At 48.3% G+C, this 23,814-nt stretch carries 20 protein-coding genes, 1 tRNA gene and 1 pseudogene; 14 read left to right on the top strand and 8 right to left on the bottom strand.

The window, feature by feature from the left end:
* The first annotated feature begins 76 nt into the window (after positions 1-76).
* The 10 genes and pseudogenes from BMW79_RS09905 (at position 77) to BMW79_RS09860 (ending at position 10,848) form a co-directional block, all read left to right on the top strand.
* Positions 77-2,374, top strand: coding sequence for a beta-N-acetylhexosaminidase (locus BMW79_RS09905; RefSeq protein ID WP_218150298.1), 2,298 nt, complete (start codon positions 77-79; stop codon positions 2,372-2,374).
* 238 nt (positions 2,375-2,612) lie between these two features.
* Positions 2,613-4,544, top strand: a pseudogene (gene nagB / locus BMW79_RS09900) (glucosamine-6-phosphate deaminase); the annotation flags it as partial.
* 22 nt (positions 4,545-4,566) lie between these two features.
* Positions 4,567-5,031 carry a phosphohydrolase gene (locus BMW79_RS09895; RefSeq protein WP_245752452.1) on the top strand — a complete coding sequence of 155 codons (465 nt, stop codon included), beginning with the start codon at positions 4,567-4,569 and terminating at the stop codon, positions 5,029-5,031.
* A 63-nt stretch (positions 5,032-5,094) separates the two neighbouring features.
* Positions 5,095-5,679: a hypothetical protein gene (locus BMW79_RS09890; protein ID WP_089893890.1), complete on the top strand. Its 585-nt coding sequence runs from the start codon at positions 5,095-5,097 to the stop codon at positions 5,677-5,679.
* A 101-nt stretch (positions 5,680-5,780) separates the two neighbouring features.
* The gene (locus BMW79_RS09885) at positions 5,781-6,158 is read left to right on the top strand and encodes a hypothetical protein (RefSeq protein WP_089893887.1); all 378 of its coding nucleotides are present in this window, start codon (positions 5,781-5,783) and stop codon (positions 6,156-6,158) included.
* Positions 6,159-6,234: 76 nt separating this feature from the next.
* Positions 6,235-7,077 (top strand): hypothetical protein, encoded by an 843-nt coding sequence (locus tag BMW79_RS09880; protein ID WP_089893882.1) that lies wholly within the window; start codon positions 6,235-6,237, stop codon positions 7,075-7,077.
* A gap of 94 nt (positions 7,078-7,171) precedes the next feature.
* Positions 7,172-8,128, top strand: a complete 957-nt coding sequence (locus BMW79_RS09875) for a YeiH family protein (RefSeq protein WP_089893879.1) — start codon at positions 7,172-7,174, stop codon at positions 8,126-8,128.
* A gap of 157 nt (positions 8,129-8,285) precedes the next feature.
* Positions 8,286-9,131, top strand: coding sequence for a class I SAM-dependent methyltransferase (locus BMW79_RS09870; protein WP_177192105.1), 846 nt, complete (start codon positions 8,286-8,288; stop codon positions 9,129-9,131).
* Positions 9,132-9,168: 37 nt separating this feature from the next.
* Positions 9,169-9,864 (top strand): type 1 glutamine amidotransferase, encoded by a 696-nt coding sequence (locus BMW79_RS09865; protein ID WP_143059119.1) that lies wholly within the window; start codon positions 9,169-9,171, stop codon positions 9,862-9,864.
* Positions 9,865-9,879: 15 nt separating this feature from the next.
* Positions 9,880-10,848: a YpdA family putative bacillithiol disulfide reductase gene (locus tag BMW79_RS09860; RefSeq protein ID WP_089893870.1), complete on the top strand. Its 969-nt coding sequence runs from the start codon at positions 9,880-9,882 to the stop codon at positions 10,846-10,848.
* A 43-nt stretch (positions 10,849-10,891) separates the two neighbouring features.
* Here the strand turns inward: BMW79_RS09860 and murB are convergent, their stop codons facing one another.
* On the bottom strand, positions 10,892-11,908 hold the full coding sequence (murB, locus tag BMW79_RS09855) for a UDP-N-acetylmuramate dehydrogenase (RefSeq protein WP_089893867.1): 1,017 nt from the start codon (positions 11,906-11,908) through the stop codon (positions 10,892-10,894).
* Between the two features lie 58 nt (positions 11,909-11,966).
* Between murB and BMW79_RS09850 the strand changes: the two genes are divergently transcribed.
* Both BMW79_RS09850 and BMW79_RS09845 read left to right on the top strand, forming a co-directional pair.
* Complete coding sequence (locus BMW79_RS09850) at positions 11,967-12,629, top strand: oxidoreductase (protein WP_089893864.1); 663 nt, start codon at positions 11,967-11,969, stop codon at positions 12,627-12,629.
* 32 nt (positions 12,630-12,661) lie between these two features.
* Positions 12,662-14,629 carry a DUF3857 domain-containing protein gene (locus BMW79_RS09845; protein ID WP_089893861.1) on the top strand — a complete coding sequence of 656 codons (1,968 nt, stop codon included), beginning with the start codon at positions 12,662-12,664 and terminating at the stop codon, positions 14,627-14,629.
* A gap of 28 nt (positions 14,630-14,657) precedes the next feature.
* On the opposite strand, the gene priA is transcribed toward BMW79_RS09845, so the two are convergent.
* From priA to BMW79_RS09830, 3 genes are all read right to left on the bottom strand, one after another.
* Positions 14,658-17,096 (bottom strand): replication restart helicase PriA, encoded by a 2,439-nt coding sequence (gene priA, locus BMW79_RS09840; protein WP_089893859.1) that lies wholly within the window; start codon positions 17,094-17,096, stop codon positions 14,658-14,660.
* The gene (locus BMW79_RS09835) at positions 17,093-17,860 is read right to left on the bottom strand and encodes a lysophospholipid acyltransferase family protein (protein ID WP_089893856.1); all 768 of its coding nucleotides are present in this window, start codon (positions 17,858-17,860) and stop codon (positions 17,093-17,095) included. Before BMW79_RS09835 ends, priA begins: the two co-directional genes overlap by 4 nt.
* 117 nt (positions 17,861-17,977) lie before the next feature.
* Positions 17,978-18,418 carry a DUF4258 domain-containing protein gene (locus BMW79_RS09830; protein ID WP_177192104.1) on the bottom strand — a complete coding sequence of 147 codons (441 nt, stop codon included), beginning with the start codon at positions 18,416-18,418 and terminating at the stop codon, positions 17,978-17,980.
* Between the two features lie 79 nt (positions 18,419-18,497).
* Here BMW79_RS09830 and mtaB point away from each other — a divergent pair, with 79 nt between their 5' ends.
* A complete protein-coding gene (gene mtaB / locus BMW79_RS09825) occupies positions 18,498-19,787 on the top strand; it encodes a tRNA (N(6)-L-threonylcarbamoyladenosine(37)-C(2))-methylthiotransferase MtaB (protein ID WP_245752450.1) in 1,290 nt (429 codons plus the stop codon).
* Here mtaB and BMW79_RS09820 read toward each other — a convergent pair whose 3' ends face one another.
* The 3 genes from BMW79_RS09820 to BMW79_RS09810 are packed head-to-tail and all read right to left on the bottom strand — an operon-like array spanning position 19,788 to position 21,406.
* On the bottom strand, positions 19,788-20,399 hold the full coding sequence (locus BMW79_RS09820) for a DinB family protein (protein ID WP_089893847.1): 612 nt from the start codon (positions 20,397-20,399) through the stop codon (positions 19,788-19,790). It abuts the gene before it with no gap.
* Positions 20,400-20,450: 51 nt separating this feature from the next.
* The gene (gene aat / locus BMW79_RS09815; protein ID WP_089893844.1) at positions 20,451-21,089 is read right to left on the bottom strand and encodes a leucyl/phenylalanyl-tRNA--protein transferase; all 639 of its coding nucleotides are present in this window, start codon (positions 21,087-21,089) and stop codon (positions 20,451-20,453) included.
* Positions 21,090-21,097: 8 nt separating this feature from the next.
* Complete coding sequence (locus BMW79_RS09810; RefSeq protein WP_089893841.1) at positions 21,098-21,406, bottom strand: ATP-dependent Clp protease adaptor ClpS; 309 nt, start codon at positions 21,404-21,406, stop codon at positions 21,098-21,100.
* An 88-nt stretch (positions 21,407-21,494) separates the two neighbouring features.
* Between BMW79_RS09810 and BMW79_RS09805 the strand changes: the two genes are divergently transcribed.
* Positions 21,495-23,639: a cation:proton antiporter gene (locus BMW79_RS09805; RefSeq protein WP_245752448.1), complete on the top strand. Its 2,145-nt coding sequence runs from the start codon at positions 21,495-21,497 to the stop codon at positions 23,637-23,639.
* A 99-nt stretch (positions 23,640-23,738) separates the two neighbouring features.
* Here BMW79_RS09805 and BMW79_RS09800 read toward each other — a convergent pair.
* Positions 23,739-23,813, bottom strand: a tRNA-Val gene (locus BMW79_RS09800).
* Position 23,814 lies beyond the last annotated feature (1 nt).

Raw genomic sequence — 23,814 nt, 5'->3', positions numbered from 1 at the left:
GTTATTAACAACAGGGTGCCGGTAATTGCCGGCACCCTGTTGTTAATAAGCAAAAGCGAAAAAAACAATCCTTTATATGACAATGAAAAGAGTAATTCACCTGTGCTTACTGATGGCTGCAGGTGGCCTGTGGAGCTGCTCCGGCTCTCAACAGACCACCGCTCCCAAAGGCAGCGTGAGCATCATTCCTATGCCTGCCAGCGTCAGCGAAACAGCCGATTCCTTTTTACTGGATAAGCAAACTGTGATCGTTGCCACCAATGATAACGATAAAAAAACCGCCGCCTTATTCAACGCGTGGCTGAAAGAACTCACCGGCTACGAACTGGCGGTAAAAGACCAGGGCGATAAGAATGTGATTATACTGGAAACAGGTAAAGACACAGCTAACGCAGAAGGCTACACGCTAACTGCCGGTCACGATAACATTACCATCAAAGGCAATAGCGGCGCCGGTACCTTCTATGGCGTGCAGACACTGATCCAGCTGCTGCCAGTAGAAAAAGCAAAAGCGATGTATGTACCCGGTGTTAACATCACCGATGCCCCCCGCTTCGCTTACCGTGGTCTTCACCTGGATGTGGGCCGTCACTTCTTCTCCGTCGATTTTATAAAAAAGTATATCGACCTGATGGCGATGCACAAGCTGAATACTTTTCACTGGCATCTCACAGAAGACCAGGGCTGGCGGATAGAAATTAAAAAGTATCCCCGCCTGCAGGAAGTGGCTTCCAAAAGAAAGGAAACCATGGCAGGTCGCTATGCCGACAACAAATATGATGGCAAGCCCTATGGTGGCTATTATACACAGGAGCAGGTAAAAGAAGTGGTGAAATATGCGGCAGATCATTTTATTACCGTGATCCCTGAGATTGAAATGCCGGGTCACTCCCTCGCTGCACTCACCGCTTATCCAAACCTGGGTTGTACCGGTGGCCCTTACGAAGTAGGCACCCGCTGGGGCGTTTATGACGACGTATACTGCGCCGGCAACGACAGCGTATACCTTTTCCTGCAGGATGTACTGGATGAAGTAATGGAACTGTTTCCCAGCAAATATATCCACATCGGTGGCGATGAATCGCCGAAAGTGCGCTGGGAGAAATGTCCGAAGTGCCAGCTGCGCATGAAACAGGAAGGATTGAAAGATGAACATGCCCTGCAGAGTTACTTCATTCAGCGCATGGAAAAATATCTGAACAGCAAAGGCCGGCAGATCATAGGCTGGGATGAAATCCTGGAAGGCGGTCTGGCTCCCAACGCCACTGTTATGAGCTGGAGAGGAATTGAAGGAGGCATTGCCGCCGCCAAACAAAAACATGATGTGATCATGACACCAGGCGAATTCTGCTACTTTGATCATTATCAGTCCAGGGGTGCGAACGAACCACTGGCCATCGGCGGATTCCTGCCGGTCAGCAAAGTATATTCCTACGAGCCGGTGCCAACAGAACTGAGCGCCGACGAAGCGAAATACATCAAAGGCGCACAGGCCAATCTGTGGTCAGAATACATTGGTAACAACGACTACATGGAATACATGGTATATCCCCGTGCCTGCGCATTGTCAGAAGTGTTATGGTCTCCGAAAGACAAGCGCAATTACGACAACTTTGTAGACCGTTTGAAAGTACATGTAAAAAGACTGGACCTCAAAAAAGTAAACTACGCCAAACATGTATTTGAAGTAACCGGCAAAGTAACCGATAATGGTAAAGGCGGCGTGGATGTGGTATTAAACAGTAAACTGAGTGGTGGCAAAATATTTTTCACCACGGATAGTACTGCTCCTACCCCTTCTGCGACTCCTTACACGGCGCCCGTTTCTGTTACCCGCACCGGCACCCTCCGTGCGCAGGTATTCCAGGACGGAAAGCCTTTTGGTAACGAATACAGCCAGGCATTCGTGTATCACAAAGGATTAGGCAAAAAGGTGACCATGGCTTCCATAGCGGATGCCAGCCACCGGCCGGAATCCAACTTTGCCCTGGTAAATGGCGTGGAAGGAAATGCCGCCTATAACGACAGCGAGTGGTTTGGCTTTAAAGGAACAGACATGGAAGCAATAGTAGAACTGGATAGTATACAGGATATTCACGGCGTTGGTATTAATACGATCAATGTAAAGGGCGACTGGATCTATCCGCCGAAGCAGGTGGTGTTTTCAGTATCCGACGACGGAAAAACCTATAAAGAAATATTTAAGCAAAATACTTTTGCACAACAGGGAATTAACAAGGTAAGAGGTAAACTGCAATCGGTTCGTGGCCGCTTTGTAAAAGTGCAGCTGCAGAATTTTGGTAAGATCCCTGCGGGTGCAGCTGGAGCCGGCAATGGCGCCTGGTTGTTTGCAGATGAATTTATTATAGAGTAAAAAAGAGAAAACCGTCCCGGCAAATTGCGGAACGGTTTTCATTTTTATGACTCCTACACCAAAATATATGATACGGCCTTCAACCGCTGTATGCTAAACATATTAACGAGATCGAATATTAAATGGTTCACTACAAGCTAAAGAAATATAATTTAAATATTGCTAAATAATAATGTGCATTAGCAGTAAATTCTTTAATTTTCCGGCTCGTTTTTAAACCGCATCTAATCAAAAACGTTTACAAATGACGATTAATCATCAGGAAATCGAACTGATCGACAGCTTTGAACAAATTGCTGTGGAAATTCATCCTTCTGCCAAAGAGGGTTCCAAAGCAGTAGCACAGGAAATTGCCGCGCTGATCCGCGAAAGGCAGGCTGCCGGACAAAATTGTATTTTAGGACTGGCCACCGGCTCCACCCCTAAATATCTGTACGCAGAACTGGTACGTCTGCACAAAGAAGAAGGACTCAGCTTCAAGAATGTCATCACATTTAACCTGGATGAATATTACCCTATAGAGCCGGATGCTTTACAGAGCTACAACCGCTTTATGAAAGAACACCTGTTCAATCACGTGGATATCCCGGAAGGACAGTACAACATTCCGGATGGTACCATCCCGAAAGATCAGATCAAAAAATATTGCGAAGCCTACGACAAACGCATTGAAGAATTAGGTGGTATTGATATCCAGGTACTGGGTATCGGTAACAACGGCCATATCGGCTTCAATGAACCAGGCGCCAATATGAACTCTCATACCCGTCTCGTTACATTGGACAACAGCACCCGTCTGGCCAATGCGTACGAATTCCCAAATATGAGCCAGGTGCCCCGTCTGGCGATTACCATGGGCCTGAGCAGCATCTTCAAAGCAAAACGTATCTTACTGATGGCCTGGGGTTCCCACAAATCAAAGATCGTTCGCCGCTCTGTGGAAGGACACAGTACCGACCAGGTGCCTGCTTCCCTGCTGCAACAGCATCCTAACTGCAAATTTATCATCGATGAGCAGGCAGCTGCTGAGCTGACCCGTTTCAACGAACCATGGCTCACCGGCGATTGCGAATGGACACCAGGTCTGATCCGCAAAGCAGTATGCAGCCTGGCGCTGAAGCTGAATAAGCCCATCCTGATGCTCACCGATAAAGACTATAACGAAAATGGTTTGAACGACCTGATCGTACAATATGGTTCTGCGTATGAGCTGAATATCGAAGAATTCAATGCGATCCGTGATACCATTACCGGCTGGCCTGGCGGTAAACCTGGTCCGCAGTTACCGAACCATCCGGAACGTTCAGAACCCGCTAAAAAGCGTGCGCTGATCTTCTCTCCGCATCCTGATGATGATATCATCTCTATGGGTGGTACCTTTATCCGTTTACACGAACAAGGGCATGATGTACACGTAGCTTACCAGACTTCCGGCAACATCGCCGTAACAGACGAGTTCCTGCTGCGTTTCATCGACTTTGCCGTAGGCTTTGAAGGTATGTTCGACATCGACAAGAGCAAAAGTTCCATGATACTGGACGAAGCAAAAGCTTTCATCCGTACCAAGAAACCCAGCCAGAAAGATACACCTGAAATCCGCGCTATTAAAGGTCTGATCCGTCGTTGCGAAGCCAAAGCTACCTGCCGTTATGTAGGTATTCCGGAAGAAAACGCCCATTTCCAGAACCTGCCTTTCTATGAAACCGGCCTGGTGGAAAAGAAACCAATGGGTCCTGAAGATGTGGCACTGACTGTTGAATTACTGCGCAAACTGCAACCACAGCAGATCTTCTGCGCCGGTGACCTCGCCGATCCGCATGGTACCCACAAAGTGTGCCTGGACGTGATCTTCGCTGCACTGGACATTGTGAAATCAGAACCATGGGCAAAAGATTGCTGGGTATGGCTGTACAAAGGTGCATGGCAGGAGTGGGAAATGCATGAGATTGAAATGGCAGTGCCAATGAGCCCTGACCAGGTAATGCAGAAACGCCTCGGCATCTTCATCCACCAGAGTCAGAAAGATGTGGTGCCTTTCCAGGGTACCGATCTCCGCGAGTTCTGGCAACGTGCTGAAGACCGCAACGCCAACACCGCAGATATGTATGACCGCTTAGGCTTACAGAAATACGCCGCGATGGAAGCATTCGTACGTTATCACTTTATGTAAATAAATTATCAACCGGGGGACTGTGAGTATCATCGCAGTCCCCTTCTTTTTTACCATGAATCTGAGCAGAGCGATCGAAATAGCTACTGATGCCCATAAAGGCCAGGTAGACAAATACGGACAACCCTATATAGGGCATGTACTCCGTGTGATGCAAATGGGCCGTACCGAAGAAGAAAAGATAGTAGGTGTACTGCATGATATTGTAGAAGATACTGACTGGACCTTTGAAGCCCTCGAACAGGAAGGCCTCGCGCCACAACTGCTGGCAGCCCTTTACTGTGTAACCAAACTGGATGAAGACGAAGATTATGAGCACTTTGTAGACCGTACCCTCCAGAACCGCCTGGCCTGTATGGTTAAACTCAATGATCTGACCGATAATATGGATATCAGGCGTATGACAGACGTAAAAGAAAAAGATATTGCCCGCCTGAATAAATACCTGCACGCCTACCGCAGAATCGCTGCAGCTGTTATCCAGTAGAATATTTTTTCAATACCTTCCGATTAAACTATTAAATTACAGTAGAAAACAGAATAGCCATCAATGGAAAACGATATCCTCATTGACTTCAGGTTTGCTGCAAAAGAGAAGCCCAGGTTCGGTGAATTATTCTTAATTACAGGAGAAGAGCATCCTAAATTTCCTGCCAGGAACAAAGCATTCGCGCAACTGGCGCCATTGGGTTTTGAACAACTCGATGATTTTTTTGGTATCCTCAACAGCGAAGAGTCGGGCGACGACGTGCTGGTATGGCTTTTTCCCATGATCAATGGAGAAGAAGTATTTCATAACGGCGGTCCCTTCGATGCTATCAGGTTATCATACAGTGCATTGCGCAACGCTCCCGTCAATATCAGCCTCCTGCAGGACTGCTTTAATGCCATTAAAGCCCTGCCCGATGTGGAAATTGACTTCGAAGGCGCTACCATCAGCGACTTTAGCCCGGTACAACAAAAAGCCGACGAAATAGTGACCCACTGGCGCGAAAACAACGTGGAACCCGGCTCTGAACAAAGTCTGCTTATAGACGAGGACGGCGATGACGAGGACTGGGAAGAAGATGAAGACTGGGAAGACAGCGACGAATGGGAAGAAGACGAAGGGAACGACGACAAAAAGGGAAAATAATACTCTGAATATAAGCAGGCTTACAGCCTGCTTTTTTTATGTATTTATTTCGTAAATTGGACTTACTATACCAACGCCAAACCTACTTACGCCAACGGATTATGAAAAAACAAGCCAACCAAAAAGGCCCTGCAGCATTATTGCTGGCCGCTACACTGATACTGGTATTGCTCATTTCCGGTATTCCTTCTGCCCGCAAGGCAAATAAGAAAAACTGTGTACCCACCAGTGGCATGGTGCAGCAAATCAAAAAGGGTCCCCCGGGTATTATGATCCATTTGAAAGATGATCCACGGATTTATTATATCTCCCGTAAAAACAGTACTACGCTCTCCTTTACTAACCTGGAACAACAACTGTCCGGTAAAAACGTACAGCTGTACACCGTACAGGACTGGTCACCCCTCGATCCGTTTTCCAGTATGAAACAGATTCACCGCCTGCAGATAGCCGACAGCGTTATATACGCTGAATTCTAGGCCCAATCTTTGTGCAGATGCAGCATGGGTGGAAGCCGGAGTCCTTCCATTTCCCATAAAACAGTAATTTTACCATATGCATCTCAACAAACATTTATCCTGCCTGATCCTGGCAGTATTACTGGTATCGTGCGATCTGAAAAACAAAACAAGCAAATACGATAACGAAGAAGACGTCGCCAAACGCGAAAGCAAAAATTCCCCGGCAAAAACTACCGCTAAAACACCCCGTACTACCGCTCCCGTTGTAGGTGAACGCATTAATGGCGCAGCTACCGTAATGACAGCGCCCGGCGGAGATCCCATCGTTTCTTTACTCGACTATATTCCTTTGCGCTGTGCACCCGTTAAAAAAGACTGGTACCCGGTAAGCGTGGATTTTGATATTACAAAAGAAGAATACAGCAAGCCCATTTTTCATAAAGGCCGCAAAATAAAAGTCAATGGCGTAGATGCCGGTGTATTACAACGTGACATGAAGTTCCCCGTGTCCACCAACGGCGAAAGGATGTGGGCTACCATTGACGGCTATACGGAGAAAAAGAGCATCCGCAGCGGCACCGTAATAGAAACCGCTTTAAGCAGCTACCTGAAACAGCATACCGGCCGGAGCACCGCTGATATGGAACCCTTTATCCACAATTTCAAACTGGAAGAAGAAACCACCCTCAAACCCTATGTGCTCTATTTCAACTATGAAAGCGGCATTGATGATCCCAGCCCCTTGTACCGGCTGGCCCTTGTCTTCCAGGGCAAACAACTGATCGGCGTACTCCATGCCCGCCCCGTTCAGGTACAGGATGGCACACCACGCCGCCTCCAGCGCGGATTTACCGTCAACTATCTCCATGGCATCGATAACAGCCTGAAAGAAGACTTCGCAAAGAAATTCAACAAGTTCATTCTCTCTGTTGATTAAGCGCATAACTTTTAGTTATCACGGATCACTTATCACCATTTGACTTCCGGGGCTACGGATCGGACCTTTGTTATCCAATTACAAACCGATTCGTATGCAACAAGAGAAGACAAGTGCCGTTTTGCTACCAGAGAATACACAAAAAATTATATTCCTCACCGCTGCCGCCATCACGCTGCTGCCAATAGTAACGCCCCCTGTAGCGCTGCTGCTGGGTTTTGCACTGGCACAGACCAGCGGCAACCCTTTCCCGGCAGTAACGCCACGTATCACCCACTGGCTGCTGCAAGGCTCCATCATAGGCATGGGCTTCGGCATGAATGTACACGCAGCCATGAAAGCCGGCAGCGAGGGGTTCCTCTTTACCATCACGGCTATTGCCGGCACCCTGTTAACCGGCGCCGTGCTGGGCAGACTGCTGGGTATCGATAAAAAAACAGCGCACCTCATTTCCTGCGGTACCGCCATCTGCGGCGGTAGTGCCATCGCTGCCATTGCCCCGGTGATGAAAGCCGGAGAAAAACAGGTATCCGTGGCCCTCGGCATTATCTTCCTCCTCAATGCCCTCGCCCTGTTTATTTTTCCGGCCATAGGACATGGCTTGCATTTATCCCAGCAACAATTTGGTTTGTGGAGCGCTATCGCGATTCACGACACCAGCTCTGTAATCGGAGCCGCTAATAAATATGGTGAAGAAGCCCTGCAGATCGCTACTACTGTAAAGCTTTCCCGCGCCCTGTGGATTGTGCCGGTTGCCTTTATCACCACCCTGCTCTTTAAAACAGATACCGGAAAAATAAAGATCCCCTGGTTTATCGGTGTGTTCATCCTCGCCATGTTGCTCAATACCTGGGTCCCCTTGTTTCAGACAATAGGCCCGCTTTTCGTAAAAAGCGCCAAAACCGGTTTATCCCTTACCCTGTTCCTGATAGGTACCCATCTTAGCCGGGAAGCATTGCGGGGTATCGGCCGCAAACCTTTGATACACGGCGTTTTGCTCTGGGTATTAATCAGTGTAGGCACCCTGCTGGCCATCTGTTGTTTCGTGTAGTATACCGGGGAAAACCCCATGATAATCTTATTCTCATTTTTACATATATTTGGTCACAGATCAGGCAATACGACCAAAATAACCAGATTATCATTATCACTCCCATGACTACACGTAATCCATGAGCCGGTTCCCTGCCAAAAAATCCGGCACCTATATGGCTGCTTTCCGTGCTATAGAAAACACAAAACCGGAGAACGAACGCCTGTTTCCTGATCCGTTTGCGGCGGCTTTCCTCTCCGGATTTTACCAGACCGTGATAGCAGCATGCAGCATTTCCTTTATCCGGAAAATAGTAACCGGCTGTATCCAGTTCCGTTGGCCGGGTTCTTTCACAGCCGCAGTAGCAAGAACAAAACTCATCGACGACATGATCCTGCATGCGGTCAGATCGCAGGGAATTAACCAGGTCATCATTCTGAATGCCAGTTATGATACCCGGCCACACCGGCTAAATGCAGGCGTTCCCCTGCATTATGTAGAAATGGATCACCCGGTATTACAGCGCAGCAAACAGAAAATACTTTCCAAAGTAGTAGGACTGCCGGTTATCCACGTAGACTACGTACAGGTGGATATGAATCAGCAGCAGATTTCCGATGTATTCCCCGACCTCTTTTATGGTGAGCATTACAAGACCTTATTTCTTTGGGAAGGACTCACTACCCTGGCAGAAGCGCAACAGGGAGAAACGATTTTTCATCACGTAAAAAAATTCCGTCCCGGTACACAGATCATCTTCACCTATGCAGAGAAAGCTGTACTGGAAAACCCAACCGCATTTCATGGCTTTGTTCGGATCAATCGTTTGTTACGCCGTGCCGGCGAGAACTGGGACTTTGGCATGTGCCCGGCGGAACTGCATGCCTATCTCGAATCCCATCAGCTGCAACTTCATTATGATGGTGGTGCAGCAGATTACCGCGCAAAGTATTTCGGCGCAAAAAGCCGGCAGATGAAAGGCTATGAATATTTCCGCGTAGTAAGAGCAGAAGTGAAATAGCAGGCGTATCTTCGGTGTGTCATTTAGCGCGCCGCATATGCATATTCATTATTTCCAGCATGTCCCCTTTGAAGGCCTGAGCTGCATTGCAGACTGGGCAGCCCGTCAGGGACACTCCCTCACGCATACCCACTGGTATGAAAGCACAGATACTACCGGGCTGGAGGATGCCGACTGGCTCATCATCATGGGTGGTCCCATGGCGGTATATGAGCAGGATCATCATCCATGGATGTCCACAGAAATTGCCCTGATCCGGGAAGCGATTCAGCAAAAGAAAAAAGTATTGGGCATCTGCCTCGGATCACAACTGATCGCGGCCGCACTGGACGCTAACGTGTACCCGCATACGCAAAAAGAGATCGGCTGGTTCCCACTGGATGCGAGCTTCCAGGAACAGGCCGCCCCGCTGCAAACCGTGTTTCCATCGCATTTCAGCACCTTTCACTTTCATGGCGACACATTTGATGTACCGGCCGGTGCTACACGTTTTGCGGCTTCCGCAGCCTGTAGCCACCAGGCATTCATTTACGGCGACCGGGTTATCGGATTACAGTTTCATATGGAACTGACACCGGAAAGCCTGCAAGGCATGCTCACACATTGCGCAAGCGATATCATGGCCGGTGGCAACTTTGTACAGAGCGAAGAAAAAATTCATCAGCACCTGAACCTGCTGACACAAAATAACGAAACCATGCACCGCCTGCTGGATTATATGGCAGCGCTGTAATTAAAACCTGATTGTATGAATGCTGCGTTTGATGTATTGATTGTAGGTGGAGGCCCTATTGGCCTGGCCTGTGCACTGGAAGCCAAAAGAGCCGGGCTTAGTTATGTTATCATCGAAAAAGGTTGTGTGGTAAATTCCCTGTACAACTACCCGTTGTACATGACCTTTTTTTCTACTTCAGAGAGACTGGAAATTGGTAATGTTCCTTTTGTATCTATCAATCCGAAACCCACGCGGCCGGAAGCGCTGGAATACTACAGAAGAGTGGCTATCTCCCACGAACTGAATGTAAAGCTTTTTGAAGAAGTAACACAGGTAACACCTAACGCCGGCGAATATACGGTCACCACTACCAAAGGCTTGTATCACGCCCGTCATGTGGTAATTGCCACCGGCTTTTACGACATTCCCAACCTGCTGCAGATACCAGGTGAAAACCTGCCGAAAGTAACCCATTACTATAAAGATCCTCACTTCTACGCCACCCAGGATGTAGTGGTGATAGGCGCGCATAATTCTGCCGTGGACGCCGCGCTGGAAACCTATCGCAAAGGCGCCCGGGTAACCATGGTGATCCGCCAGGCCGACATTGGTTCGCGTGTGAAATACTGGGTAAAACCGGATATTGAAAACCGCATCAAGGAAGGATCTGTCAAAGCATGGTTTAATTCTTCCCTCACCGCTATCCGCGAGCGGGAAGTGGATATTGATACGCCCAACGGCGCTATTACCATTGCTAACGATTTTGTAATTGCCATGACGGGATATCAGCCTAACTTTTCTTTACTGGAGAAAGCAGGGATTGCTTTGTCGGACGATAACCTGCGGTTGCCCGCTTATAATCCCATTACCATGGAAACCAATATGCCGCGCATTTACTTAGCCGGCGTGGTATGTGGCGGGATGAACACACATGTGTGGTTTATTGAAAACTCACGCGATCATGCGGAAAAAATTATTGGGCATATAAAGAACAATGCCTGAGTCATCTTTAGCGGTGACTGAAACACAGTCACCGCTAAAGATGTTATACAATATTCACTTCTCTTTCCAGTTCTACGCCAAATTTCTCTTTCACACTGTCCATTACTTCCTGCGACAAATTGTAAATGTCGCTTCCTTTCGCATTTCCATAATTCACCAATACCAGCGCCTGTTTGGCATGTACGCCGGCATCGCCTTTGCGGTAGCCTTTCCAGCCGCATTGCTCAATGAGCCAGCCTGCTGCCAGTTTATACTGTTCATTCGCTACAGGATAAGCCACCAGTTGCGGGAAAGCCGCGTGCAGTGATTCATAGGCAACTTTCGCGATAGTGGGATTTTTAAAGAAGCTGCCTGCATTGCCGATCTGCGCCGGATCCGGCAGTTTGGAAGAACGGATATTGATCACTGCCTGGCTGATGGCCTGTATCGACAATTCCTGTACGTTCATCCGTTGCAGTTCCTCGTTAATAGCGCCATAGCTGGTATTAAACAGCGGTTGTTTACGCAGGCGGTAGGTTACAGATAAGATGGCAAACTGTTGCCGGTATTCTTTTTTGAAAACACTTTCCCGGTAACCAAAATGGCAATCGGCGTTATTGAACGTAACAATGCTGTGGTCTTTCAGATGCAGGGCTTCCAGCTCATGAAAAACATCTTTGATTTCCACACCGTAGGCGCCGATATTCTGCATAGGGCTGGCGCCTACATTGCCGGGAATCAGCGAGAGGTTTTCCAGGCCGGCCAGGTTCAGGCCGATGCAGTGTTGTACAAACCCATGCCAGTTCTCACCGGCGCCCGCTTTCACATATACGTAATCGTTATCCTCACCGGTAATGGTGATACCTTTGATCTCATTTTTTAACAGCCAGCCATTGAAGTCCTGTGTAAAGAGGATGTTGCTGCCTCCACCCAGGATCATCTGTGGGAGGCCGCTGTTATGCTGTTCTTCCGTAAACCCTTTCAGTTCTTCTGCAGAGGAAAAAGTCGCGAAATAACGTGCAGTAGCAGCGATACCAAAAGTATTATATGATTTGAGCAGAACATTTTCTGATACCTGCATAATAACTTAAATTTATGGTGAGCAAAGATAGCCGCAAATCATTTAGAAATCCAGTTTCATGAATAAAACCGCGATTGTTATAGGTGCAACAGGGCTAACAGGTACCCACCTGGTAGCAGCTTTGCTGCAGGACCCCGCCTTCAGCAAAGTGAAAATACTGATCCGCCAGCCCTGGGCACATCCCAGGCCCAAGCTGGAAAGCATTATCGTGGACTTTGAGGATGACGACAGCCTGGCTCCGGTACTACAGGGAGATGTTCTCTTTTGCTGTATCGGTACCACCATCAAAAAAGCCGGCAGCCAGGAAAGTTTCAGGGCAGTAGATTACGGTATCGCGGTGAAATGCGCCCGGATCGCAAAAGAACAGGGGGTTACACAATTTCTGCTGATGTCGTCCATCGGTGCTAATCCTCAATCCCGCAACTTTTACCTGCGTACCAAAGGAGAAACGGAACTCGCCGTACAGGCTGCCGGATTTCACAGCGTAAGCATCTTTCGTCCCTCTGTGCTCATCGGATCGCGTAAGGAATTCAGACTGGGCGAATGGCTGGGAAAATATCTTATCCAGCTATTTTATTTTCTGTTACAGGGGAGATGGAAAAAATACCGGGGCATCAAAGCAGCAACCGTTGCCAATGCCATGATAATAGCGGCAAAAGAACATGATGAAGGAGTAAGTATATTCGAATCAGATGCCATCCAGCGCATGGGCGTCTCTTAAAAATCCGGAATTGCGTCTTATCTTTAGCGCGTATGAAAAAATGGCTCCTTCTTCTGGCTGTTGCAGGTATTGCAACCTTACCGTTATCTATACAGGCACAGGTAAACAACTACTTTCCTGATGTATGGAAAGACGTGCCCCAGCTGCATTCCATTCCATCTGCCAACGAACCGTATACGATCCTGGATTACCGGGTGGTACGCGATTTTAATATTGGTACCCGCGAAAGGGCACAAAGCATTTCCCATTATAAAACGCTGTATAAAATTATAAGAATCAATACCCAACGCGCAGCCGATAGTCTTACCCGGCTCGTGATGGCTATTGAACCCAATGAAGCATTGCGGAGCATGCGGATCCGTCTCATTCATCCAAACGGAGAAGTAACGGCGCTTAATGACCAGGTGCGGATGATAGACATGAATGATGACCGCAAAGCAATTGTGGCCAATAACCTGGTGTTGCAGGCGGGTTGCGAAATAGAATATGAACTGAACCTGAAAATACTGTTCGACTATGGCGGTACGGAATACTTCCAATCCGGTATTCCTACCAGCAACGCTACCTTTTTACTGGTGGCACCTAAAGCTATGGAGTTTACCCTTAAAGCCAGTCCGGGTTTAGCCGCACTGACCGACAGCAGCGTCAGCGACAGACGATATTACAGCCTGCACCAGCAAAATATACCACCGCTGGAAAACAACGACCTGTATTTTTATCTGCCGCAGCTGAAGCGGATTGATTTTGGTCTCAAACAGGCTATTGAAGGAAAAGATACCGCACGTTTAAGCTGGCAGCAGTTTGGAGATCAAAGATATATCCCTATTGTGGCTATCTCCAAAAACGAATACAAACAACTGGAGAAAGAAGTAAGGCAATGGCCCTTTACTTCACAACGTTTACCGTTGCCGCAGATGATTTACCTGGTAGAGCAGTATGTAAAATCAAATTACGTGCTCACCGGACCTTCGGAGGGTGGCGAAACATCCGATATTTCGTTCATCCTGCGCACCAAACGGGCAGACAAACAGGGTATGACCCGGTTCATAAGCGGCGCCTATTACATCCTGGGAATTCCCACACAGGTGTTATTCACTACTTCCCGCGATAGCATCCTGATGGATCCGCAGATATTATATCCGCAATTGCCTTCGCATGTGTTGCTGTATTTCCCGTCACTGCAACAGGCGCTGGCACCAACGGAAATGGATACACGTTTTCCTTGCTATCCATCCCTGTGGGCAGCCATCCCGGCTTTACGCTGCCGCGATACACTGGTAGACGGCACCAGCAAAGTGCTGACCGATTTTATTCAAACCCCTTTACCGGCTTATACCTTAAGTAATATTACCACAGAAGCTACCCTCCGGTCTGTTACCGATCCCACCTGGGAGGTGAAACAATCTTTTGGCGGCTACCCGGGTTCAGCGCTGAAAACAGCGTTTAGTAGTACCGGTAGTACGCCGGAAGGCAAGCTCAAGGTATTCAATGCCATTCTCCCGTTTGAACCCGGCATGAGAAAACCGACTAACGTAAAAGTGGAAAACGAGGTGTTCAATAACCGCACGCTGGATAAGCCCGTGGTATTGACCAGCACCTTGCTCACCACATCTTCCGTAGAAAATACCAGCAATAGCATCATTATTCATGTGGGTCCTTTACTGGGCGGGAATATGCCTACAGATGCAACCGTTCCTCCGGGCGATCTGCCCATACAGGTTACTTTTCCTTACTACCAGGAAAAACGGATTATTGTACCCATACCTGCTGGTTTTAAAGTAGTCAATAAAGAAGATTTTACGGCAGAAATCATCGATAAGAGTAACGATCCTGCATTAGGCTTTAAGATGCGCTGTGAACAGGACGGAAATGAATTACGCATTTTCGTACTGGAGTGGTATAAACAAACGGACTATACCGGCGCCAGCAAAGCCGTATTCGCGGAACTGTTAAAAAGGATTCATGTGTTGCAGCAACAGCAGCTGATCCTGTCAAAATAGAGACCCGTATTTCAAGTAACGTTCATGGCTACACGCCATCAACATCCGGAATAATCACTACCGAACGGAATCTTTTTTCCGTTTTCAGCTGGATGATGAACTCCATCAAAACGCGTTTGATATGGGTAATTAACCGGGCCTCCCGGGGTAATTTAATCAGCATTTCCTGCAGGTAGTTGTTACGTACCCGGGCCACGAGTGGCGCGGCGGGGCCTACCAGTTGTGCGCCTATATGTGGTTGCAGCCAGCTGGCAAGAATTTGCGCGGCTTGTTCTGCCACCTGCTGGTTTTTATGACGGATGGTTAATTTCAACAGGCGGAAAAATGGCGGATAACCGAATACCTGCCGCTCTGCTATTTCTGCTTCAAACATGGCTTTATAATCATGCGCCATTACGTAGTGCAACACCGGATGCCGGGTATTGCTGGCCTGAATAAGCACCTTCCCCATTCCATGTTTACGACCGGCACGACCACTTACCTGTTCCATCATCTGGAAGGCTCTTTCATTAACCCTGAAATCGGGGAAGCCCAGCAAGTTGTCGGCGCTCAGGATGCCGACAAGATTCACATTTTCAAAATCCAGTCCTTTTACTACCATCTGGGTACCTACGAGAATATCGATGTTACGCTCTTCCAGCAGCTGGATCAGTTTATTATGGCTGTCTTTATTCCTGACGGTATCCACGTCCATGCGGGCAATACGGGCTTCGGGAAAAGCCACCTGCAGGTCATCTTCTATTTTTTCCGTACCAAAACTTTTGGGTTCAATCGTCTGTGAGCCGCAGGCAGCGCAGGTATGCACATAGGGATAGCGGGTACCACAGTAATGGCAGTGCAGCTTATCCTGGTTTTTGTGATACGTGAGTGATACATCGCATTGCTTGCAATGCGGTATCCAGCCGCAGGTGGTGCAAAGCAGGAAAGGCGCATAGCCACGGCGGTTCTGGAACAGGATCACCTGTTTACCGTCTGCCATACTCTGCGTAATAGCGGCTTTAAGTGCGGAGGTGAAATGACCGTCCATCGTTTTTTCCGCCATTTCCTTTTTGATATCCACCACTTCAATAGCGGGCATTTCTACGCCGCCGAAGCGTTCATTCAGTTCTACCAGTCCGTATTTTCCCTGTTGGGCGTTAAAATACGATTCCAGGGAAGGAGTGGCAGAACCCAGCAGTACTTTTGCTTTAAAGAGGCCCGCGTAATAAATTGCTGCATCCCGGGCATGATAACGGGGAGCGGGATCCTGTTGTTTATAGGAGGCATCGTGCTCTTCATCCAGGATAATGAGTCCCAGGTCGCGGAAAGGTAGCAGCAGGCTGGAACGGGCGCCCAGTATAATCTGTATCTCGCCGGTTTTTACCTTGTTCCATATTTCCACGCGCTCGTTGTTGTTAAAGCGGGAATGGTAGATGCCGATGCTGGCGCCGAAATGTTTCTGCAGCCGGCGGATGATCTGAGCCGTGAGGCCTATTTCCGGCAACAGATACAATACCTGTTTTCCGCTGGCCAGGCATTCTTCCATCATCTTCACATATACCTGTGTTTTGCCGCTGGCAGTAACGCCGTGGAGCAGGGTTACCTGTTTATCTTTAAAATGGGTCTGTACTTCTCCGAGTGCGGTTTGCTGGGCCGGGCTCAGGTTGAAATCGATCTGTGTATCTACTTTACCGGTAGGAATGCGGTCTACCGTGCGTTTCTCCACCCAGAGGATATTCTTATCTACCAGTCCTTTCAGTTGCGCAGTGGTGGCGCCGGATTTTTTCAGCAGTTCCTTTTGCAATACTTCACCCTGCGTTTTTTGCAGGTGCAGGTAGGCCAGCAGCAGTTCCATTTGTTTGGGTGCGCGGCCCATATCATTGAAGAGTGCAGCCAATTGAGATTCTTCGTGATAATCGGCGTGTAATTGCACATAATTTTCCTGCTTCTCCCGGTATACTTCTTTCAGCTCTTCGTATACCAGCAATACTTTTTTCTCGATCAGTTTTTTGATAACAGAGTATACTTCTGATTTATCGAGGATCATCTGTACCTCTTCGATGCGCAGTTCCTTGCGGATATGCAGGGCTTCCGCGATGAGGTATTCATCATCATCAAGTGCGGTGAAATCATCGCCAAAGGCATCGTTAAAAAGCAGCAATGTTTCGCTGGAAAGCTTGAGGTGAGCGGGAAGAGCGGCATTGAGCACTTCTCCTTCCGTACACATATAGTAAGCCGCTACCCAGGTCCAGAAGGCTAACTGAGTCGGATATACGATTGGATCAGCATCCAGCATATCCAGCAGTGGCTTTGTTTTATACGGGGGGGCCTGCTCGTGAATGGCTTTCACGATACCGGCATACTTTTTTTGTTTTCCTAATTGTACAGCTACCCGGCTACCCACCTGCAGGGCAGACATATTTTCGGGAACCGCGTAAGTATAGTTTTTAGGTAACGCCAATGGCAATATTACATCTGCGTACTTCATCCTATGGGCTGCAGGGTTGGATATTTATGATATTTACGTAATTCGGTGTCCATCACATCAAACACCCGTTGTTTCAGGGTATTGATATCATCGAGGGTCAGTCCTGTAACAGGAATGGGAGGCAGAAATACTACGCGGCATTTACCGGGTGAAATATGCATCGGCCCTTTATGAGGTAAGCGGTGGCCTGCATCCAGGTAAAGTACCGGCTTAATGGGCTTTTGTAATTCGATGGCCATCCGGAATGCACCGTTATGGAAGGGACGCAACGGCTGATCGCTTTCGTTGGTAGTGCCTTCGGGGAATACCAGGATAGAAATTCCTGCTTTGAGGGCAGTCATCATTTCCCTGACACTGCGGGCCCTGGCGGCTGCGCTGGAGCGGTCTACCGGCACCACAGAGTTTTTATAGATAAATCCGAAGAAAGGTATTTTAGACATCTCCACCTTACCCAGCGGGCGGAAAGGCAGGCGCATTACTTTTACGGCAATGGCGGCATCAAGATAGGAGCGATGGTTTACCACATAGATACAGGGTTCTTCATCACGTTCGCACTCATATTTGCGGGTTACCCACATGCCTACCAGCGGGAACCAGGTATGTGCCCAGAAACGCAGGAAATAAAATATAATGTTTCCCCCTTTTTGCCGGCCCAGTAAAGAGGCCAGGAAAATAGGCGGCAATATCAGGAACATAATGCCCAGGAAAGTAGCAGCGGCGTATATCACATAAATAACACGCAACGGTTTCAATAAAAAATTCATAAACGCCTCTGAAGGTTTAATCTGGCGGAAAACTACGAAGAAAATTACTAATTATACGGAACAGGACGTGGATTAATCGCAAGGGCGCTGGTGGCCGACCATCGCCTGCAGCTTTTGTTAATCGCAATGACAGCTCCAGTCTTTGTCCAGGTCTATACAGGTGATCACCTTGGCATTGTTGGCATCGCAGGGGGCAAAAACCACACGCAGGTGCTGGCCTTCACTGGAATAGCCTTCCAGCGCATAGGTAGGACAGGGACGATCTGCCGGGTTGGACTTCTCCATATTTATTTTGCCTGCTGCCAGAATTTCTTCTACTTCGGCGGTTGTCACCTGACGGCACCCCATCCGACAGATGGCATGTTTTGTATATTCCAAATGGGAATGCCGGTTAATAACCGCGTTGTTGATAACCCCACTATCACTGACGTTACTGCCGGGGGCCAACACAGGCCTGCTGCCAGGGGAAGACGGCACAGGCGCACTTTTCCACCACTTTTGCTGCCAACCGGCCAGCAACAAGATGGATAACAACAGCACCGGGAGATATTTTTGCATTGATTTCATAAAACCATAGAACGCGGCGCAAAATAGTCAAAAATTCCTTACCCAACTATGACATAAAAAGTTCCTACCTTTGCCTCCCTTTATGGAACAGGTAAAAACAGTAGCATTTCATACACTCGGCTGTAAGCTGAATTTTTCAGAGACCTCCTCAATAAGCAGGTTGCTGGAACAGGATGGATTTGTAAAAACGGATTTCGACGGAACGGCAGATGTGTATGTGATCAACACCTGTTCTGTAACAGACAATGCCGATAAGGAGTGCCGTATGCTGGTACGCCGTATCCAACGCCGGGCGCCCGGCAGCATGGTAGTCATTACCGGCTGTTATGCGCAGCTCAAACCACAGGAAATTGCCTCCATTGAAGGGGTGGACCTGGTACTCGGTGCTGCTGAAAAATTCAACATCGCAGAACACCTCAAAACACTCACCAAAGGAGACAGCGCCAAAATCTGCTCCTGCGATATTGAGGATGTCAATAGTTTCCATGCTTCCTATTCTTTAAACGACCGCACCCGTACCTTCCTTAAAGTGCAGGACGGCTGCGACTATACCTGTGCTTTCTGTACCATTCCCATGGCCAGGGGTAAAAGCCGCAGCGATAGTGTTGAAAACGTGGTAAAACACGCCAATGACCTGGCTGCCACCGGTGTGAAAGAAATTGTACTCACCGGCGTAAACCTGGGTGACTTTGGAAAAGGCTTTGAAGGGGGTAAGAAAAGAGAAGAAACGTTTTTTGAACTGGCACAGGAATTAGATAAGGTAGAAGGCATCTCCCGCTATCGTATTTCTTCCATAGAACCAAACCTGCTCACCAATGAGATCATTGAATTTGTGGCCAACAGCCGCAGGTTTATGCCTCATTTCCATATTCCGCTGCAAAGCGGCAGTAACGAAATCCTGGGGCTTATGCGCCGCCGTTACCGTCGTGAACTGTATGCTGAAAAAGTAGCCCTCATCAAACAGTTTATGCCACATTGCGCTATCGGCGTGGATGTGATCGTAGGCTTCCCCGGAGAAAGCGATGCGCATTTCCAGGAAACCTATAACTTCCTGCATGAACTGGATGTGTCCTATCTCCATGTGTTCACCTATTCTGAAAGAGCAAATACCGCTGCCCTGGATATCAAGCCGGTAGTGCCTGTTCACATACGGAATGAACGCAACAAAATGCTGCGTAACCTCAGCCATAAAAAACAACAGTTCTTCAATGAACAACACCTGGATCAAACCAGGAAAGTGTTGTTTGAATCACTGGGCAAAGACGGCATGATGGAGGGTTACACCGATAATTACATCAAGGTAACCACTCCTTTCCGCCAGGAATGGCACAACCAGCTGATAGACTGGGAGCTCAGATAACTATTTAGGGAAACCGGGATCTGCTTTTACTTCCTCCAGCTGCTGTGTATGCCGGTTGGTATGTGCTGCATCCAGCAATAACAACTGGTACGCATCTACAGGACCGAGTGCAGGATGATCCATGATATGCGCCCGCAGTTCATCTTTCGTATCCGTTACATACGCAATCAGTTTATCCCGTTGATCTGTAAAGGCTTTGATGGTTTCCGCATTGGAACCATAAGTGTGTTTGGGCACGCCATATTCGGGCGCTTTTACTTTGTGGCTGCGGTCTTCCACATTTTTCAGGATCTGTTCATCCGTAGCTTTAATATCCTTTTTCCTTTCCGGGTTGGCAGGTTGCTGCACCAGGTGCTGCTCCCCTTCTGTGATCGCCTTTTCTATCAGCGTAATATGTTCCACGCATTCTATAACAGACCAGCGGTCTGCTGCGGGTTTATATTCCAGCTGTGCGTCGGTGAGCCCCTGTACATCTTTCAGGAGGGCATCTCTTGTTTGCTGCAATTGAGTGATGAGAAGGGTTCTGTCTTCCTGCGTAGCTTGGGGAACAGGACGGAACGCGGTGATGCCCGAAAGGACAGCAACCATTAGCAAAAGCGTTAGCTTTTTCATCGTGGATAAATTTAAGAATCAGAAATTGGAGTTAATAAGAAGGGAAGTAAGTTACGAAAAACCGATGATCTCCAGAAATTCTTCACGGGTAATAAATGCGGCGCCCAGCGAGGCCAGATGTTCGGTATGCACCTGGCAGTCGATCATTTCCAGCTCATGTGCATAAGTCTGTACAAACGTGATGAAAGCGGCTTTGGAAGCATTGCTCACGGTCGCAAACATCGATTCTCCGAAAAAGAAGGCGCCTGTTTTCACGCCATAGAGGCCCCCAACCAGTTCATCTTCCTGCCAGCATTCTACCGACATGGCATAGCCGGCTTTATGCAAACGGATATAGGCTTCCTGCATCTCCGGGGTAATCCAGGTGCCTGCCTGTCCGGCTCTGGGAATGCTGCTGCAACGGGCAATAACACCGGCAAAATCTTCATTGAAGGTAATGCGGAACTGCTTTTTACGCAGCACCTGTTTCATGCTGGCAGATACTTTCAGTTCATCGGGAAAAAGTACAAAGCGGGGGTCGGGGCTCCACCAGAGGATAGGCGGCTCATCGTACCAGGGAAAAATGCCGGAACGATAGGCCAGCAGCAGTCTTTCTACAGACAGGTCACCGCCAACCGCGAGGAGTCCGTCCGGCTCAGAAAGCTGTACAGGAGGAAAAATCAGTTGTTTGTTAAGACGAAAAACGGGCATATGAGAAATCAGCTACCTGCCATTTCTTCAATTGTGGCACTCAGTCCTCTTTCCTGCAGGGCTTCACACAGGGGACGCAGTTTCAGGTATTCGCCCTGTTTTACGGCATACTTTCCGTTAAAATGAATGATCAGTGCGCACTGTTCGGCCTGTTCATGGGTATGCCCGCAAACTTCCATGAGCGAAGAAATCACCCAGTCAAATGTATTCACTTCATCGTTCCAGACTACCAGGCTAAACGGAAACTGTTCATCTTCCGCCACCAGCACATCTATCTCCTCTTCCGGTAATCCTTTTGTACTTGTACGATCGCTCATCTTTAATTAAAGCTTTACGCAAAATTACATGGATTATTCGTTAATTTATCCATATTTAGCAGAGAGCTACTGATTTAAAATGGTTATAATGAAAGGACTGGTTTTATTGATGGATACGAATTTACCGCTGAAAGATCCGGTGCCGATCTTTGCCCTGTTGCTGTTTATCATCCTGCTGGCGCCCATCCTGTTGCGCAAGCTGCGGATACCCAGCATCATAGGGCTGATCATTGCCGGGATGCTGATAGGCGATCACGGGCTGCAGATCATTCAGAAAGAGAGTATAGACCTGTTTGCCAAGGCAGGACTTTTATATATTATGTTTTTGGCGGGGCTGGAACTGGATATGACGGAATTTTTCAAGAACCGCTACCGGAGCATGGTTTTCGGAGCCTTTACTTTTTTTATTCCGCTGGCGATGGGGTTTGCAATCTGTACCTATGTGCTGCAATTCAATTTCATGGCCACGCTACTGGTATCCAGCATGTTTGCCACACACACGCTGGTGGCCTATCCGCTGGCCAGCCGACTGGGTATCACGAAAAATGAAGCCGTAACAGTCGCTGTGGGTGGTACCATTATCACCGATACCGCCGTGTTGTTAATCCTGGCCATTATTACCGGCGCACAGGCCGGCAACCTGGATACTTATTTCTGGGTGCGTCTTGGCATTTCCCTGGCCATTTTTGCCGCTATCATCCTCTGGCTGATGCCCATGCTTGGCAGGTGGTTTTTCAAGAAAATAAAGGACGATAAAACTTCGCATTTCATTTTTGTGCTGGCATTGGTATTTGCCTCCGCATTTCTGGCAGAACTGGCCGGGGTAGAAGGTATCATTGGAGCGTTTCTCGCCGGACTGGCACTGAACCAGCTCATTCCGCATACTTCGCCACTGATGAACCGTATCGAATTTGTCGGCAACGCCATCTTCATTCCCTTTTTCCTGATCAGTGTGGGAATGCTGGTAGACCTGAATGTACTGCTCGATAAGGATCCCAAAGCCAGGTATATTGCTGCCGCCCTCACACTCATGGCACTGTGCAGCAAATGGCTGGCAGCACTGTTTACCCAGTTGATTTTCAAATACAGCGCAGATCAGCGGAAAGTAATCTTCGGGCTGAGCAGCGCCCATGCGGCAGCCACCATTGCGGTGATCCTCATTGGGTATAACATGGGTATTGTGGATAAGTTTGTATTGAATGGTACCGTGATCCTCATACTGATTACCTGCCTGGTGAGTTCTTTCGTAACCGAAAATGCCGGCAGAAGAATGGCCATACAGGAAGCACAAAACAAACCGGAAGTACCGGATCAGCCGGAACGCATCCTGGTGCCGGTTTCTAACCCCGACCGTATAGAAGCGTTGCTCGACTTTGCCGTGATGATCAAGGATCACCACGCTCCTACGCCCATTTATCCGCTGGCTGTAGTACAGGATAACGCAGAGGCCAAAGAAAAAATACATCTCAACAACAAGATGCTGGAAAAAGCCGTGATCCATGCCGCTGCTACGGAAAGCAATGTGCAGGTGGTAACGCGCGTAGATCTCAACGTATCCGATGGTATCACCCGCGCTACCAAAGAACTGCTGATCAGCGATGTGATACTGGGCTGGACCGATAAAACCAGTACCACCGACCGCTGGCTGGGCAGCATCTTCGGTACTACGCTCGATAACGTATTACAACGGGTATGGGAAACAGTATATGTCTGTAACTTCCATTCACCGCTGAATACCACCAAAAAGATGGTGCTGGTAATGCCGCCCAATGCGGAATATGAACTGGGCTTCCTTCACTACATGCAGAAAATGTTTATGCTGGCCAAGCAGGCGGGCGCAAGATTGCTCGTGTTCTGTAATGAGAAAACACAAACCATTACCGCCGGTTTTGCAGAGCAGACCAAGATGAGTGTAGACCTGAGTTTCCGTCAGTTTGATACCATAGAAGATTTCCTGGTGCTGTCGAGAGAAATCACACGGGATGATCTCGTAGTGGTGGTAACAGCCCGTAAAAGTACCCTCTCGTATCATGCCTATATGGATGGCATTCCTGCGAAATTAGAGCGTCATTTCAAAGATAATAATGTGATCCTGCTGTATCCGGAGCAAAGGGAGTTTGAATCGCTGGAAGCGGGCCTGCAATCAGAAGATCTGACGCTGGCGCCTATACAGGAGCAGATTGCCAACCTGAATAAACTGGGTAAAGCGGTGAAGCGGATATTTAAGAAGTAATAACTACCGGAGCGGAGGCGGCATCATCTCCGTTCCGGTAACAGCTATAACGCAAAAAGGTCCCGCATTTCTGCAGGACCTTCTTGTTTGTGTGTAGTGTGGGAGCTACTGGATTCGAACCAGTGACCCTCTGCTTGTAAGGCAGATGCTCTGAACCAGCTGAGCTAAGCTCCCT

It is taken from the genome of Chitinophaga arvensicola, from assembly GCF_900110835.1.
Classification (GTDB): Bacteria; Bacteroidota; Bacteroidia; order Chitinophagales; family Chitinophagaceae; genus Chitinophaga; species Chitinophaga arvensicola.
The sequence above is the reverse complement of the archived record's forward strand: the minus strand, read 5'-3'. Positions and strand labels throughout refer to the sequence as shown.

Excerpts from the sequence above, each read along its gene's own strand:
- BMW79_RS09905 (WP_218150298.1), top strand. The coding sequence starts at position 77 with ATGACAATGAAAAGAGTAATTCACCTGTGCTTACTGATGGCTGCAGGT.
- BMW79_RS09890 (WP_089893890.1), top strand. The coding sequence starts at position 5,095 with ATGGAAAACGATATCCTCATTGACTTCAGGTTTGCTGCAAAAGAGAAG.
- BMW79_RS09885 (WP_089893887.1), top strand. The coding sequence starts at position 5,781 with ATGAAAAAACAAGCCAACCAAAAAGGCCCTGCAGCATTATTGCTGGCC.
- BMW79_RS09880 (WP_089893882.1), top strand. The coding sequence starts at position 6,235 with ATGCATCTCAACAAACATTTATCCTGCCTGATCCTGGCAGTATTACTG.
- BMW79_RS09875 (WP_089893879.1), top strand. The coding sequence starts at position 7,172 with ATGCAACAAGAGAAGACAAGTGCCGTTTTGCTACCAGAGAATACACAA.
- BMW79_RS09870 (WP_177192105.1), top strand. The coding sequence starts at position 8,286 with ATGGCTGCTTTCCGTGCTATAGAAAACACAAAACCGGAGAACGAACGC.
- BMW79_RS09865 (WP_143059119.1), top strand. The coding sequence starts at position 9,169 with ATGCATATTCATTATTTCCAGCATGTCCCCTTTGAAGGCCTGAGCTGC.
- BMW79_RS09860 (WP_089893870.1), top strand. The coding sequence starts at position 9,880 with ATGAATGCTGCGTTTGATGTATTGATTGTAGGTGGAGGCCCTATTGGC.
- murB (WP_089893867.1), bottom strand. The coding sequence starts at position 11,908 with ATGCAGGTATCAGAAAATGTTCTGCTCAAATCATATAATACTTTTGGT.
- BMW79_RS09850 (WP_089893864.1), top strand. The coding sequence starts at position 11,967 with ATGAATAAAACCGCGATTGTTATAGGTGCAACAGGGCTAACAGGTACC.
- BMW79_RS09845 (WP_089893861.1), top strand. The coding sequence starts at position 12,662 with ATGAAAAAATGGCTCCTTCTTCTGGCTGTTGCAGGTATTGCAACCTTA.
- priA (WP_089893859.1), bottom strand. The coding sequence starts at position 17,096 with ATGAAGTACGCAGATGTAATATTGCCATTGGCGTTACCTAAAAACTAT.
- BMW79_RS09835 (WP_089893856.1), bottom strand. The coding sequence starts at position 17,860 with ATGAATTTTTTATTGAAACCGTTGCGTGTTATTTATGTGATATACGCC.
- BMW79_RS09830 (WP_177192104.1), bottom strand. The coding sequence starts at position 18,418 with ATGCAAAAATATCTCCCGGTGCTGTTGTTATCCATCTTGTTGCTGGCC.
- BMW79_RS09820 (WP_089893847.1), bottom strand. The coding sequence starts at position 20,399 with ATGAAAAAGCTAACGCTTTTGCTAATGGTTGCTGTCCTTTCGGGCATC.
- aat (WP_089893844.1), bottom strand. The coding sequence starts at position 21,089 with ATGCCCGTTTTTCGTCTTAACAAACAACTGATTTTTCCTCCTGTACAG.
- BMW79_RS09810 (WP_089893841.1), bottom strand. The coding sequence starts at position 21,406 with ATGAGCGATCGTACAAGTACAAAAGGATTACCGGAAGAGGAGATAGAT.
- BMW79_RS09805 (WP_245752448.1), top strand. The coding sequence starts at position 21,495 with ATGAAAGGACTGGTTTTATTGATGGATACGAATTTACCGCTGAAAGAT.